Origin of the sequence: Flavobacterium potami, assembly GCF_020026915.1 — a bacterium.
GTDB lineage: Bacteria > Bacteroidota > Bacteroidia > Flavobacteriales > Flavobacteriaceae > Flavobacterium > Flavobacterium potami.
Genome location: NZ_JAINUY010000004.1, coordinates 153371 through 167174 on the forward strand (window position 1 = coordinate 153371; position 13804 = coordinate 167174).

12 protein-coding genes and 1 pseudogene are annotated in these 13804 nt (G+C 34.7%); 5 read left to right on the forward strand and 8 right to left on the reverse strand.

Features of this window, described 5'->3' with window-relative positions:
- Positions 1-70: 70 nt before the first annotated feature.
- A complete protein-coding gene (locus tag K6T82_RS12935) occupies positions 71-805 on the forward strand; it encodes a metallophosphoesterase family protein (RefSeq protein WP_223706312.1) in 735 nt (244 codons plus the stop codon).
- 51 nt (positions 806-856) lie between these two features.
- Positions 857-1383 (forward strand): annotated as a pseudogene (locus K6T82_RS12940) (DUF6646 family protein).
- A gap of 146 nt (positions 1384-1529) precedes the next feature.
- Here the strand turns inward: K6T82_RS12940 and K6T82_RS12945 are convergent.
- The 6 genes from K6T82_RS12945 to K6T82_RS12970 form a co-directional block, all read right to left on the reverse strand.
- On the reverse strand, positions 1530-2186 hold the full coding sequence (locus K6T82_RS12945) for a CoA transferase subunit B (protein ID WP_223706314.1): 657 nt from the start codon (positions 2184-2186) through the stop codon (positions 1530-1532).
- Positions 2187-2468: 282 nt separating this feature from the next.
- Entirely contained in the window at positions 2469-3350 is an 882-nt protein-coding gene (gene bla / locus K6T82_RS12950; RefSeq protein ID WP_223706316.1) for a class A beta-lactamase, subclass A2, read from the reverse strand.
- Between the two features lie 131 nt (positions 3351-3481).
- A complete protein-coding gene (locus K6T82_RS12955) occupies positions 3482-4183 on the reverse strand; it encodes a CoA transferase subunit A (RefSeq protein WP_223706318.1) in 702 nt (233 codons plus the stop codon).
- A 166-nt stretch (positions 4184-4349) separates the two neighbouring features.
- Positions 4350-6650 (reverse strand): penicillin-binding protein 1A, encoded by a 2301-nt coding sequence (locus K6T82_RS12960; RefSeq protein WP_223706320.1) that lies wholly within the window; start codon positions 6648-6650, stop codon positions 4350-4352.
- A gap of 10 nt (positions 6651-6660) precedes the next feature.
- Positions 6661-7140 (reverse strand): gliding motility lipoprotein GldH, encoded by a 480-nt coding sequence (locus K6T82_RS12965; protein WP_223706322.1) that lies wholly within the window; start codon positions 7138-7140, stop codon positions 6661-6663.
- The gene (locus tag K6T82_RS12970) at positions 7124-8515 is read right to left on the reverse strand and encodes a PSP1 domain-containing protein (protein WP_223706324.1); all 1392 of its coding nucleotides are present in this window, start codon (positions 8513-8515) and stop codon (positions 7124-7126) included. Before K6T82_RS12970 ends, K6T82_RS12965 begins: the two co-directional genes overlap by 17 nt.
- A 349-nt stretch (positions 8516-8864) precedes the next feature.
- Here K6T82_RS12970 and K6T82_RS12975 point away from each other — a divergent pair, with 349 nt between their 5' ends.
- The 3 genes from K6T82_RS12975 to K6T82_RS12985 are packed head-to-tail and all read left to right on the forward strand — an operon-like array spanning position 8865 to position 11965.
- A complete protein-coding gene (locus K6T82_RS12975; protein WP_223706326.1) occupies positions 8865-10040 on the forward strand; it encodes an ankyrin repeat domain-containing protein in 1176 nt (391 codons plus the stop codon).
- Positions 10041-10061: 21 nt separating this feature from the next.
- On the forward strand, positions 10062-11405 hold the full coding sequence (locus tag K6T82_RS12980; protein ID WP_223706328.1) for an ankyrin repeat domain-containing protein: 1344 nt from the start codon (positions 10062-10064) through the stop codon (positions 11403-11405).
- Between the two features lie 17 nt (positions 11406-11422).
- Entirely contained in the window at positions 11423-11965 is a 543-nt protein-coding gene (locus tag K6T82_RS12985) for an ABC transporter permease (protein ID WP_223706330.1), read from the forward strand.
- Positions 11966-12028: 63 nt separating this feature from the next.
- Here the strand turns inward: K6T82_RS12985 and K6T82_RS12990 are convergent, their stop codons facing one another.
- Together K6T82_RS12990 and K6T82_RS12995 are read right to left on the reverse strand one after the other, a co-directional pair.
- Complete coding sequence (locus K6T82_RS12990) at positions 12029-12259, reverse strand: ferredoxin (protein WP_223706332.1); 231 nt, start codon at positions 12257-12259, stop codon at positions 12029-12031.
- On the reverse strand, positions 12259-13500 hold the full coding sequence (locus K6T82_RS12995; protein WP_223706334.1) for a peptidase U32 family protein: 1242 nt from the start codon (positions 13498-13500) through the stop codon (positions 12259-12261). Before K6T82_RS12995 ends, K6T82_RS12990 begins: the two co-directional genes overlap by 1 nt.
- Positions 13501-13804: the final 304 nt, after the last annotated feature.

Here is a 13804-nt window from a genome sequence, read left to right on the forward strand (position 1 = left end):
GAATATAAATTAGGTGGGTTCAAACCAATAATTCTTTTTATTTTTGTTCTTCTACTCGAAAAATTAAATAATGAGAACATTTGTTATAGGTGACATTCACGGCGGATTACTTGCACTGCAACAAGTGTTGGAAAGAGCCGAAGTTACCACAGAAGATACTCTAATTTTTTTGGGCGATTACGTTGACGGCTGGAGTCAGTCTGTTGAAGTGATCGACTATTTGATCGATTTGAAAAGCAGACAAAACTGCATCTGCATAAGAGGGAATCATGATCAGCTGGCTTTGGATTGGCTCGAAGAAAGAAATGATGATTTTGACGAGGAAATGTGGTACAAACATGGCGGAAAAGCTACTGTTGAAGGATATGCCAAAATTTCTCCTGAAAAAAAGAAAACCCATATCGAATTTCTGGAAAATCTTCAGGATTATTATCTTGATGATCAAAATCGTCTGTTTGTTCATGCCGGTTTTACCAATTTAAATGGTGTAAAATGGGAGTATTTTCCGAAACTATTTTATTGGGACAGAACACTTTGGGAGTCTGCACTTGCTTTAGACCCAAAATTAAAGGAAGACGATGTACACTATCCGAAAAGATTTACCGTTTATAAAGAAGTTTACATCGGTCATACGCCTGTTACCAGAATTGGGAAAACTGTTCCTGTGAATAAAGCATGTGTTTGGAATGTCGATACAGGTGCTGCCTTTAGAGGTCCATTGACTATTTTGAACGTTGACACCAAGGAATACTGGCAAAGCGAACCGTTAAACGAATTGTATTTTAACGAAAAAGGTAGGAATTAATTGATATAAAATTTATTTTTGCCTAAGCAAAATAATTAATATTTAAAGTTTATGAAAAAAGTTTTTACACTCTTGTTTTTAGTATCATTCGGATTTATTAATGCACAAAGCGCCTTTACTGGAAAAGGTGATACAAGAGTAAATGTTGGGGCAAATCTTCAAGATGGTGGTTCTGGAATTCAGGGATCTATAGATTTTGGTTTAGGAGAAAATTTCTCATTTGGTTTTGTTGCTAATTACCTACTTGGAGTGGATAATTTTCCGGCTTTTATAATGGAAATACAACCTCTTATACTGAAGCAAAACCAGATTTTGGTGACCGTTTTGATGCAAAAGCAAGAATTAACGCGAACTTATCTAGCGTAATTGGCGTGGAGCAATTAGATGTCTACCCTGGATTAAGTTTAGGTTTACATAATTTTGGTGCCCACGTTGGTGGTCGTTATTTCTTCACTGACGGATTCGGAGTTTTCACAGAAATCGGTTTTCCAATTGCAAAATACGGTTCAAACAATGATCCATTTTATCATTTGAATAATCAGGCTACTTTTAGTTTAGGAGCTTCTTTCAACTTGTAGTTTTTAAAAGTTGCTGAGATGCTGAGATACTAAGTTACTAAGACTTAAAAAAACCGCTTTTAGCGGTTTTTTTCTTTTTTTATAAAATCTACTTACAACTTGCACTCTTAGCAACTTAGTATCTCAGCATCTTAGAATTCTTAGAATTAAATCACCATCTCAGGAATTTCGCCTTCAATTATCAAATCAGCTTCGGTTGAAGCGATGATGTGCTCGACTGAGACACCTGGCGCTCGTTCTAAGAGCTTAAAACCTTTTTCTGTTACTTCGAGAACTGCAAGCTCAGTTACAACCTTTTTAACGCATCCTACGCCTGTTAATGGTAAAGTGCATCTTTTTAAAATTTTTGACTCGCCTGCTTTGTTCACGTGCATCATCGCTACAATGATATTTTCGGCAGAAGCCACCAAATCCATTGCGCCTCCCATTCCTTTTACCATTTTGCCCGGAATTTTCCAGTTGGCTATATCTCCATTTTCAGAAACTTCCATTGCTCCCAAAATAGTCAAATCTACTTTTTGGCTGCGGATCATTCCGAAACTGAAAGCCGAATCGAAGAAGCTGGCACCTGGAAGCGTTGTAATGGTTTGCTTTCCTGCGTTAATAATATCGGCATCTTCTTCTCCTTCAAAAGGAAAAGGTCCCATACCAAGAACCCCATTTTCACTTTGGAATTCAACTGCTATATCTTCTCGAACATAATTCGCAACCAACGTCGGAATTCCAATTCCTAGATTTACGAAATAACGGTCCTTTACCTCTTTTGCAATTCGCTTTGCTATATCTTCTTTACTAAGTGCCATAATTTTTTAATGTGTCTTTTTAATGTGTCAATTAGTCAATTTGATAATTAGATAATGCTTTCGCAATCTGAAAGAATTGTCTAATTATCTGTATTATTTCAATGTGTCAATTTGTGAATTTGCTAATTAGAGAATTCTTTTCACAATCTGAAGAAATTATCCAATTGCCAAATTGTCTAATTATCTGTATTATTTTCAATGTATCAATTTGTGAATTTGCCAATTAGAGAATTCTTTTCGCATTGTCAAGTAATTATCTAATTGCCACATTTTCTAATTATCTCAATTATTAAAATAACTCCAGACTGCTTTTGTTATATCTGCAATTATCTTTTCTGTATCTTCTCTTTTCTCTGTGATATCTTTCAAATAAACCGACAGAATGAAATGTTTTCCGTTTGGAAGCTTTACAATTCCAATGTCGTTCATTGCTACTCTCAAATTAGCATCATTAGTTCCAGAAATTCCAGTTCTGTGTGCTAATTCAGTGTTTTCAGGAAGTCCGGCTTTCATCCAAGTAAGACCTCTTGAGGTTTCAACCATTATTTGATACAAATACTTTGTTGTATCTTCTTTTAAAACTTCACCTTTAAAAAACTTCTCCAGCAATTCTGTGGTTGCCAGCGGAGTTGTGGTATTGACATAAAGATTTTTCCAAGTCCTCATTTGATCTTCGTTCATTTTAATAACGAAATCCTTGATTCCCTGATCATTTATAAACTTCTGAATGTACTTTGTACCGCCAACTAAATTGATCAAAATGTCGCAACCATTATTGTCACTATGTGAAACCGTGTAACGAAGTATTTTATCCAAAGTCAAACTTATATTTCCTTCTGGATATTCTTCTTTCATAGGACTCCATGTATCTTCCTTCAAATCTTTCTTTTTTATAAAGATTTCTTGTGAAAGATTGAATTTTCCTTCGTCAACTTTATGCAAAACTGCCAAAGCAATATGAAATTTAAACACGCTCATCATTGGCATTTTCAAATTTCCATTAATACTCAAAGTATCCTTATTTTCAACACCTTTTACAGAAACACCCACAGTAACGCTTTTACTCGAAATGATTTGTTTCAATTGATTTCGAAGTTCAATTGTACTTTGAGAAAAAGCTTGAAACGATAAGAACGAAAAAAGAACTATACTAAATCTTGTCATATTTTTTAATGTGTCAATTGGGGGCAATGTGTTAATTAGTCAATTTGATAATTAGAAAATGAGGCAATTAGATAATTTGATAATTTTTCGCAATCTAAGATAATTATCTAATTGCCTCATTTTCTAATTGTCTAATTTCTAGCTCTCACTGTTCGTTGCTCGATTCTTTTCTCGAATTTTTCTCCTTGAAAGATACGCTGTACCATAATTCCAGGAATATGAATTTGATTTGGATCTAAAGTTCCAACAGGAACCAACTCTTCCACTTCTGCAATTGTGATTTTTCCAGCACCAGCCATACAAGCGTTGAAGTTTCTTGCAGTTCCTTTAAAAATCAGATTTCCTGCTTCATCGCCTTTCCAAGCCTTTACAATTGCAAAGTCAGCTTTAAAAGCTTCTTCCATAATGTGCATTTTGCCGTTGAATTCACGAGCTTCTTTTCCTTCTGCAACTTCGGTTCCATAACCTGCAGGTGTAAAGAAAGCTGGAATACCTGCTTGTGCGGCCCGGCAACGTTCTGCTAGAGTTCCTTGAGGAGTCAATTCAACTTCTAATTCTCCTGAAAGCATTTGACGTTCGAATTCCGCGTTTTCTCCCACATAAGAAGAAATCATTTTTTTGATTTGCTTTTTCTGGAGCAACAATCCCAAACCAAAATCATCAACTCCTGCATTGTTTGAAATACAAGTCAAATCTGAAATTGAAGTGTTTACCAAAGCCGCAATTGTATTTTCTGGAATACCGCATAATCCAAAACCTCCAAACATGATCGTCATGCCGCTTTCGATTCCGTTAATAGCTTCCTGAACGTTATTTACTTTTTTTGTTATCATAACAAACTATCTTTATTACTGTATATTTTTGATAAAAATAAGATTTTTAGATTAAATTATAACGATTTCGTAAAAATAAAACCCAAATAAAAATCCCTTTACGAATCTTTTGAAAAGAGTTGTAAAGGGATTGAAATATAATTAGATATAATTTATTGCAACATTGTTACAATTCAAACTCATCTGTATTTTGTTCTGTTTGCGTAGTATCTTTTACAATTGTTGGTCTAACGTAACAGTCTACTTTAATAGAAAGGTTTGCTGGACGCTCAAACTCAGATTTAGAAACCTGAAGACTTTGATCAGCATAACATTTTTTCATAAAATAACCCCAAATTGGAAGTGCCGCTGTTGCTCCTTGTCCGTAAGTTAAACTTTTGAAACGAGCTGAACGATCTTCACATCCAACCCAAACTCCTGTTACTAAGTTCGGAACCATTCCCATAAACCAACCATCTGATTGATTTTGCGTTGTTCCTGTTTTACCAGCAATTGGATTTTTAAACATATATGGATATCCTGTCCAACGATTATCTCCACTTCCTCCGCCTTGCGTACGTAAACGTGCTCCAGAACCAGTTTCTGTAACTCCTTGAAGCAATTTAATTACGGCAAAAGCGATATCTTTATTTAAAACGTCGTGAGATTCTGGAATTGGCTCATAAATAACTTCGCCACTTTTGTTCTCAATTCGGCTTAAAAACTGTGGTTTAACATAAACTCCTTGGTTAGCAAATGTACTATAAGCTGCAACCATGTCTTCAACTGTAATATCTACCGCACCTAATGCAATTGATGGTTGTACAGGAATTTCTGTTTTAACTCCTAATTTTCTAGTCAAGTCTACAACTGCTTCTGGACCTGTTCTATCAATTAATTTAGCAGAAACGGTATTAATCGAAGCGGCTAGAGCTTGTTTTAAAGTTACCATTCCGCGGTATCTGTTGTCAGAGTTTCTTGGTTCCCAATCTTCTGTTACGTGGTGACGTCCTTTATGAATCATAAACGGTCCATCTAAAATAGAGTCACAAGGAGACATATTCAATTCTTCGATAGCTGTTGCGTAAACGAAAGGTTTGAAAGTAGAACCTACTTGTCTTGCTCCCTGCCCTACGTGATCGTATTGGAAATATTTGTAGTTGATTCCTCCAACCCAAGCTTTAATTGCTCCAGTCTGAGGTTCCATAGACATTAAACCTGATTGTAAAAAGTGTTTGTAGTAACGAATAGAATCAAGTGGTGTCATTGTTGTGTCGCGTTCTCCTTTCCAAGTAAAAACGCGCATTTTTGTTTTTACTTTGAATGAAGCGATAATATCATCTTCGCTTTTGTCCATCTCTTTCATTTGAGCCCAGCGAACAGAATTTTTCATTGCCTGCATCATGATTCTCTCCGTTTCAGCTTGCGTAATGTTTACGAATGGTGCGTTTTTATTGGTTTTCATTTCAATAAAAAACTGCTGCTGTAAGTTTTTCATGTGCTCAGAAACTGCTTCCTCTGCATAAGCCTGCATTCTAGAATCGATAGTGGTATAGATTTTTAAACCATCTTTATAAATATCATAATCAGAACCATCAGGTTTTTTATTTTCTGCCATCCATTTTTTCATGTAATCACGAAGATACTCTCTAAAATAGGTTGCCATACCTTCACGGTGGCTTTCTAATTTAAATTTCAAAGCAATTGGTAATGCTTTGTATTTTTCTTTTTGAGCCTCAGTAATCATTTTGGCTTTAACCATTTGTCCTAATACAACATCACGACGGTTTTTTACTCCAACTGGATTACGTAACGGATTGTAAAGAGAGGAATTATTAAACATTCCCACTAAAATTGCCGATTCGTCAATTGTTAAGTCTTTAGGATCTTTAGAAAAATAAGTTTGAGCTGCTGAACTTACCCCAACCGCATAATTTCCGAAATCATAAACGTTGCAGTACATTGCCAGAATTTCATTCTTAGTATATTGTCTTTCTAGACGAATAGCAATAATCCACTCTTTTATTTTTTGTACTATCCTAAAAGGCAAAAAGCTAGATCCACCACGGTGAAATAACTGTTTTGCTAATTGTTGTGTTAATGTACTAGCTCCTCCATTTGTTCCCAAAGAAAAAGCGGCACGCAAAGTACCACGACCATCAATTCCTGAATGTTCGTAAAAACGAGCATCTTCAGTTGCAACCAAAGCATCTACCAGATTTTTAGGTAAATCAGAATATTTAAGTTGTGATCTGTTGGTTTTGAAATATTTACCAATTACTACTCCATCAGCAGAAATAATTTCTGTTGCAAGGTTTGAATCTGGATTTTCTAAATCTTCAAATGAAGGCATAGAACCAAATAATCCCCATGAAGCAAACAAAAAGAAGGCTAAAATCCCCAGCAATGTGTAGGCAAAAACCCGCCAGAATTTCTTTTTGTAATAATTAATATCCTTGTTTGATTGATTGTTTTTTTTAGCAGCCATAACTATTTATCTAATCTTTTTGTTCTATTCTAAAACCAACGTCTGTAATTCCTTCTAAAGCTTCAACACCAGGTATTTTTCCTGATTGTCTTACCGCTTGTTTGATGTGTACTTTATAAGTTCCCTTAAATTTCACATCTTCTTTGTAAAACAATTTACTTTCTTTAATATCAGTAAATCCGTTTCCTAGCAAAGTTCCGTCTGGAGCAGCCATTTGGTATTCTAAAGTATCCACTTTTGTAAATCCGCTTGGCGTTTCAATAGCAACAATTAAAAACAAATTATTAAAAGGATAATTGTTGTTGTCTCTAACGTTTACAAATAAATTGTACTTTTTTGTAGAATCTAAAGCCGGCAGATCAAAGCTTATAATACTGTCTTTATGCCAAGCACTTCCAACAGACTTATACTCGTCAAATACTCTTTTTTTATCGCAAGAAAAAAGAAGTATTGCTGCCAAGAGAAGAATTCCGCTATTTTTTATTCTCATTTTTAGTAATTATTGGTTTTCTAGGTTCAGCAGATTTGTTTTCATTAGAATTTTGCTTGTTCGAATTGTTTTGTCTATTCGGATTCGGCTTATTCTTATGATTTTGCTTATTTGAATTATTCTGTTTGTTCTGCTGATTCGGATTTCCATTTCCAGAAGGTTTGTTATTTCCTGCAGGTTTTGGATTATTGTTCGTGTTTTTTTCTTGTTGTGGTTTCTGCGGCGTTGCCACACCAGCAGGTTCAGCATTTTTGCGTTTGCGATTTGGTTTTTTCTTTCTTTTTGGCTGATCGAAACGAGTCAAACTTTCTTGTCCCATCGCGTTGTTGAAGTCTTTTTCTGGTTCTGCAACTACCTCAACCGCAAAATCTTCTAAAGAAGAAACTTTATTTTTTTGTTTATTTTCTGCAATAATTTCTTTTACCTGATCGATTTTTAAAACGTGCCAGTTTGCGAAATTGTTCGTGTAAGCAAACCACATTAAACCTTTAAAAATATCTTGTTTTTGGCAAACAGCATCTCCTTTTTCTGTGATAAGTTTGGTATCGTAATCAGGAAAATCCTTTAATGCATCCATGTAGGTGTCTAACTCATAGTTTAAACAGCATTTTAATTTTCCGCATTGTCCCGCTAATTTCTGCGGATTCAATGATAATTGCTGATAACGTGCTGCAGAAGTATTTACACTTCTAAAATCAGTTAGCCAAGTCGAACAGCAAAGTTCACGTCCGCAAGAACCAACTCCACCTAAACGAGCTGCTTCCTGACGGAAACCAACTTGTTTCATTTCTACTCTCGTGCTAAATTCTTTAGCAAAATCTTTAATCAGCATTCTAAAATCGACACGATCATTTGCGGTGTAGTAAAACGTCGCTTTTGATCCGTCGCCCTGAAATTCAATATCAGAAATTTTCATTTCCAATTTGTGCTGAATCGCCAATTCACGTGCACGAACTTTCATTGGTTCTTCACGATCTCGTGCTACAGACCAAATATCAATATCTTTTTGAGATGCTTTTCTGTAAATTTTTGGAACCTCATTACTTTCGTAATTTACTCCTTTTTTCTTCATTTGAATCTTTACCAATTCTCCTGTAAGAGTCACAATTCCAATATCATGTCCTGGCGAAGCAACAGTTGCTACAATATCGCCCATACTTAAAGTTAATTTCTCCGAATTTCTAAAAAATTCTTTACGGCCATTTTTAAAACGTACCTCAACACAGTCAAAAATCGCCTCTCCATTAGACGGACTCATGTTTGAAAGCCAGTCAAAAACCGTCAATTTATTGCAGCTATCGGTGCCGCAAGTCCCATTATTTTTACAACCTTTTGGTGCGCCACCATCTGAGGTTGAACAACTTGTACATGCCATAATTATATATGTAGTGCTGCCAAAATGCAGCTTAAGTTCATAAACGTTCGATCGGTAAAGATAGTATTTTTTTTATTTGGCTTTTTATCGATTAAAACTAATGGTTTGTTAAATAAAACATACTTCCGTTTTTTTCAATAATTTTTCTCCATTTTCCTTCACTTTGAAAAAATTTTTAACCAAAATCGGGCATTCGGTCACTTTCAGACTGTAAATAGTCGTTTTTACTTTTTATCCTGAAATATATTTCCGATTTTTATGTTTTATCTTACAGCAACGTTTGCAAAATCAATATTCGCAGACAAAACTGATTTCGAAACTTAAACTTTCATTTTTAAATATATTTCAAATGCAGACAAACCAGATTGAAAATTTCCTTTTTCAGGGAAAATTTGACGAGGCCAGAGAATGCCTAAATAACGGAGAAAAATTTAATGAACAATATCTTAAAAACAACTTTTCGCAGATAGCTTCCAAAATTATCGAAGCAAAAGAGCTTGATTTTATCGAAAAACTGATAAAAGCGGGTTTTATTGAAACTGATATTTATGAACTGGACAATTTTGACCAATCGATTTTTAGACCCTTGACGCTGTATTTAAAAGATGACGAAGAATCGGTTGCTTTTTTCAAAGAATTGATGTCGAAAATGGACAACATCAATGACGAAATCAGCGATAAAACGTTACTTGGTTATTTCCTAGAAAAAGGAATGTCTCCAAAAATAGTTCAAGTTTTAGTTGAAGATTTTGGAGCTAACACTCAGTATAAGAACAATGCAGGAGAAAATTTTATTTATACTATTCTAAACACTTATGGGCTTGATGCAGAAAAAGTAAAAGAATATAGCAGCATTTTGATCAACAATGGTGTTGACATTAACGAGAAAAATATTGTTGGGACTACTCCGCTAATTTGTGCTGTTAAAAGAAATCGAAAAGACGTTTTGTCATTTTTATTAGAAAATGGAGCCGATCCGAATGAAACTGATAATCAAGAAAACAGTGCTTTTTATTACGCTGCAGCTGAACAGTTTTCTTTTCCGATGTACGAACTTTTAGCAGAATCATCAGCAGCCAATTTTAATAGTATCAATAAAAACGGAAAAACTTTACTTACAGAGTTTATTAGAATGATGTCTGATTCTGAATACGATTTGAATTCATTACAAAGATTTCTCTCAGATGGAGCTGATTTAAACCACTGCGCTGAATATTACGGAAATCCTAAATCAGGTATAGATTATATTTCAGAGAAAAAATCGGGTATTCTAAAATCGGTATTAGAAAATGGTTCTATCGATATTAATGAACAAGATAATCTAGGAAACACTTTATTACACAAAGTCTGTGCGTACAATGTAAATTATGATGCCGAAGCTGCAAAAGAAACTTACAGAAAAGTAAAATTGCTTCTTGAAAATGGCGCAGATAAAGAAATTACCAACGATAAAGACGAAACTGCTTTAATGCTTGCCTCTGGTGACAACCTGAAGATTAAAACGGTTGAACTTTTAATGAAATAATAAAATCTAAAAAGCGAAAACATGTCAATGTCATTTATAGTTGCCTGTGAAAACGGCAACAGAAAAATAGCCGAATTACTGCTTCAAAACAAAGAAGTAGACGTAAAATATACCGATGAACTAGGAAGAACCGCTCTTCATTATGCTGCACATAGAGGTTATCTGGATATTGTAAAAATTTTAACCGAAGACGGAGCCGATATCAACTACGAAGATCATCAGGGAGAAACACCTTTGTATTTTTCTTGTCTTCAAAAACAAAAACAAACTGCTTTGTTTCTTTTAGAAAATGGTGCAGAAATAACTAAAAATGATAAGTACGGAAATAGTCTGTTGCATCTAGTAGTTCAGACGGCTCAAATTGAAATTGCAACAAAGTTGCTTGAAGCCGGAGTCGATGTTAACTTATTGAATAACAATGGAGAAACTCCGTTATTATTGGCTTCAGCAAAACTAAATCGTGAAATTATTCAGTTGCTTTTAGACAAAGGCGCCGATATTAATATAACCGATAAACAGGGAAATACACCTTTATTGTATGCTTGTTATACCAAATCGATTCCAATGGTTACTTTGCTTTTGGATAATGGTGCCGATGTAAATCACGTGAATCACTCTGGCGAAAATGCACTTTTGATTGCGTGTTATGAAACCAACAGAATGCTTGCCAAATTATTGGTAGAAAGAGGAGCCGATGTCTTTACTTCAAATAATAATGGATATTCTCCAATCTGGTACGCTTGCGCGAATAATCAAAAGGAAATTGTGTCTTTGTTTTTAGAAAATGGAGTTGATGTCAATTACAGCAAACCTGTCGCTCAAGATACTTCATCAATGAATGATTATCTGGATTGGATTGTGAGTGCAACTAATATTTCGAACGAGGCTAGTTTTACTTTAAACAATTCTTATACGTATGGTGGAGAAAGTCTTTTGCACGTGGCAACCAAAAAAGGTAATTTGAGTATGGTAAAATTGCTTATCGAATCAGGTGCAAACATCAATATTCAAGACGAATCCGGAAATACGCCTTTGCATTACAGCGCAGCAAACGGAAAAAAAGATGTGGTGAAATATCTATTGGATAACAAAGCCGATGCTTCAATTGTAAATGTGAAAGAACAAAAAGCAATTGATTATTCGAATGTAAAAGGCTTTAATGAAATTACAGAATTGATTTTGAAATACGCACCTTCTGGAACCGTTGTAACTCCAATTCATAAAGAAGAACCTCCAAAAACCGATTCAGGAAATTCGATGGAAGCCAAGAAAAAGGCTTTACTAGATTTGAAAGAACTTTTGGATGCCGGAATTTTAACGTCGGAAGAATTTGAAAGTGAAAAAAGTAAAATTTTAAAAGGATAAATAAACAAATTTAAAAAATGAAAAAAATCTTAAATACCACGATTCTATTTTTAATAACAATCATCGGAAGTCTAACTTTTACTTCTTGCAACAACTTTTCACCAGAGAAAACTTTTGATGTAGCCGTTTTAAATTCGAATCTATTATCTCGATTTGGAGGTAAGGAAATCAGCAGTAAATTAGAATCTGAAGCTCAGGTTTATGATGAAAGTCAAAAAAAGATGATTCCTTCTTCTTATCAGGATGCTTTTAAATATGACATCTCAAACTTAGAGATTCGGTTAAAATCTATTTCTGAAATACCAGAAGATGATGACAATAAAGAGATGCTACAGGCATCAAAAGACTTGTTTTCTTATGTAATTGCTAAACAAAAAGAAGGTTATTTGCCAATTGCTAAAATGAAGGATGAAAAAGCTTCTCCTGAACAAATACAACAAGCAATAGCCGATTTTGATGCTTCAACTCAAACTGAAGTTGATGCCAAATTCAACAAATTAATGGCTGTTGGAAAAGCCTATGCAGAAAAACATAATATTGATGCTAAATTTGGAATTTAACGAATTTGGAATTTTAAAAACAAGAAACCCTATTTCGTAATGAAATAGGGTTTCTTGTTTTTTCTAAGTTTCTTTAACCGTAATAATTTTAACCGGACAAGCTTTTGCAGCCAATTCACAGCTTTCTACAATAGTATGATTTGGCGATTTTAAGGTAAAAAATCCTTTTGCGTTCTGCGAATGGACTAATACTGATTTTCCATCTTTTTTAGACATTTGAAAATGAATCGGATCCATTTCGACACAGTAATTACAGCCAATGCATTTAGCTCTTTGTAAAGTAATAATTACCATTACGATTCAACGATTTTATATAATTTGTCGGACATTCGGATTCTGAATGGCAATTTGAAAGTACAATCGTCTCCTTTTGTTGCTTTTTCTGCTGTTAGGTCATTTACATACATTTCCTCAATAATCATTTCCTGAGCACCTGTACTTGGTCCGGTTACCAAAATTCTATCTCCGACTTTGATATCGTAAGCTTCAATTTTAAATTGTCCAATTGCTGCTTTTGGGAAATAATGTGTTCCTTTCCCCACATAAACCTTTTTCTGTGTTGCAGCAGATCCAGGAATTTCGCTCCACTCTCCTAATTCTTGTCCCAAATAATATCCAGACCAAAAACCACGATTGTAAACGGTATTTAAAGCTTCCATCCAAACTGCCGTTTTCTCTTTTGAGAAAGTGCCTTCGTAATAGGCATCGATTGCTTCACGGTACGTTTTGATAACCGTGGCTACATATTCCGGTGCACGTCCGCGGCCTTCGATTTTTAAAACCTGAATTCCAGAATCGATTACCTGATCTAAAAAATCGATGGTACATAAATCTTTAGGCGACATCATGTATTCGTTGTCCAATTCGATTTCGAAACCAGTCTCTTGATCGATAACAGTATATTTTTTTCGGCAGTTTTGTTTGCAAGCACCGCGATTTGCAGATGAATTGTGCGAATGCAAACTCAAATAACATTTTCCTGAAACTGCCATACATAAAGCGCCGTGACCAAAGATTTCGATTTCGACTAAATTCCCGTTCGGACCTTTGATTTGTTCTTTTTCAATTTGTTCTGTGATTTTCTTTACTTGACGTAAACTCAATTCACGGCTTAAAACCATTGTATCTGCAAACAAACTGTAGAATTTAATGGTTTCGATATTAGTAACATTCAATTGGGTCGAAATATGAACTTCCATTCCAATCGATCTTGCCATTGCAATTACAGCTTGATCTGATGCAATTACAGCTGTGATATTGGCTTCTTTAGCTTTATTCAATAGTGTTTTTACAACCGATAAATCATGATCGTAAATAATTGTATTTAAAGTCAAATAGCTTCGAACGTTTTTCACTTCACAGCGATTGGCGATTTCTTTTAGATCTTCGATAGTAAAATTGACCGTAGATCTTGCTCGCATGTTGAGTTGTTCAACACCAAAATATACAGAATCACAGCCATTGTCTAAGGCAGCCTGAAGCGACTCAAAGTTTCCTGCCGGAGCCATGAGTTCGATTGTATTGTTAATTGTCATTTTTGATTTTATTATTCCGATGACTTATTTTTCGAATTTAGCCACCTAACAATTGACAAAAATAATGTGGGATAAATTAGATTTCTATGATTTATATCATAGTCTGTATTTTTTAAAATTATTTGTAATGGGAACATTGCGTTGAGAATCCTATCACGAAGGTATTTCATAAATATTTTCAAACATAGCCCACGGTTTCAACCGTGGGAAACGTATTGTTACGTAACGTTAAGGATTTGCATTGTGTACCCACGGTTGAAACCGTGGGCTATGTTTTTCAGGTTGTTTCTTTATCTTTTTATCA

Coding starts and splice junctions, on each gene's coding strand:
- K6T82_RS12935 (WP_223706312.1), top strand. CDS start 71: ATGAGAACATTTGTTATAGGTGACATTCACGGCGGATTACTTGCACTG.
- K6T82_RS12945 (WP_223706314.1), bottom strand. CDS start 2,186: ATGGCACTTAGTAAAGAAGATATAGCAAAGCGAATTGCAAAAGAGGTA.
- bla (WP_223706316.1), bottom strand. CDS start 3,350: ATGACAAGATTTAGTATAGTTCTTTTTTCGTTCTTATCGTTTCAAGCT.
- K6T82_RS12955 (WP_223706318.1), bottom strand. CDS start 4,183: ATGATAACAAAAAAAGTAAATAACGTTCAGGAAGCTATTAACGGAATC.
- K6T82_RS12960 (WP_223706320.1), bottom strand. CDS start 6,650: ATGGCTGCTAAAAAAAACAATCAATCAAACAAGGATATTAATTATTAC.
- K6T82_RS12965 (WP_223706322.1), bottom strand. CDS start 7,140: ATGAGAATAAAAAATAGCGGAATTCTTCTCTTGGCAGCAATACTTCTT.
- K6T82_RS12970 (WP_223706324.1), bottom strand. CDS start 8,515: ATGGCATGTACAAGTTGTTCAACCTCAGATGGTGGCGCACCAAAAGGT.
- K6T82_RS12975 (WP_223706326.1), top strand. CDS start 8,865: ATGCAGACAAACCAGATTGAAAATTTCCTTTTTCAGGGAAAATTTGAC.
- K6T82_RS12980 (WP_223706328.1), top strand. CDS start 10,062: ATGTCAATGTCATTTATAGTTGCCTGTGAAAACGGCAACAGAAAAATA.
- K6T82_RS12985 (WP_223706330.1), top strand. CDS start 11,423: ATGAAAAAAATCTTAAATACCACGATTCTATTTTTAATAACAATCATC.
- K6T82_RS12990 (WP_223706332.1), bottom strand. CDS start 12,259: ATGGTAATTATTACTTTACAAAGAGCTAAATGCATTGGCTGTAATTAC.
- K6T82_RS12995 (WP_223706334.1), bottom strand. CDS start 13,500: ATGACAATTAACAATACAATCGAACTCATGGCTCCGGCAGGAAACTTT.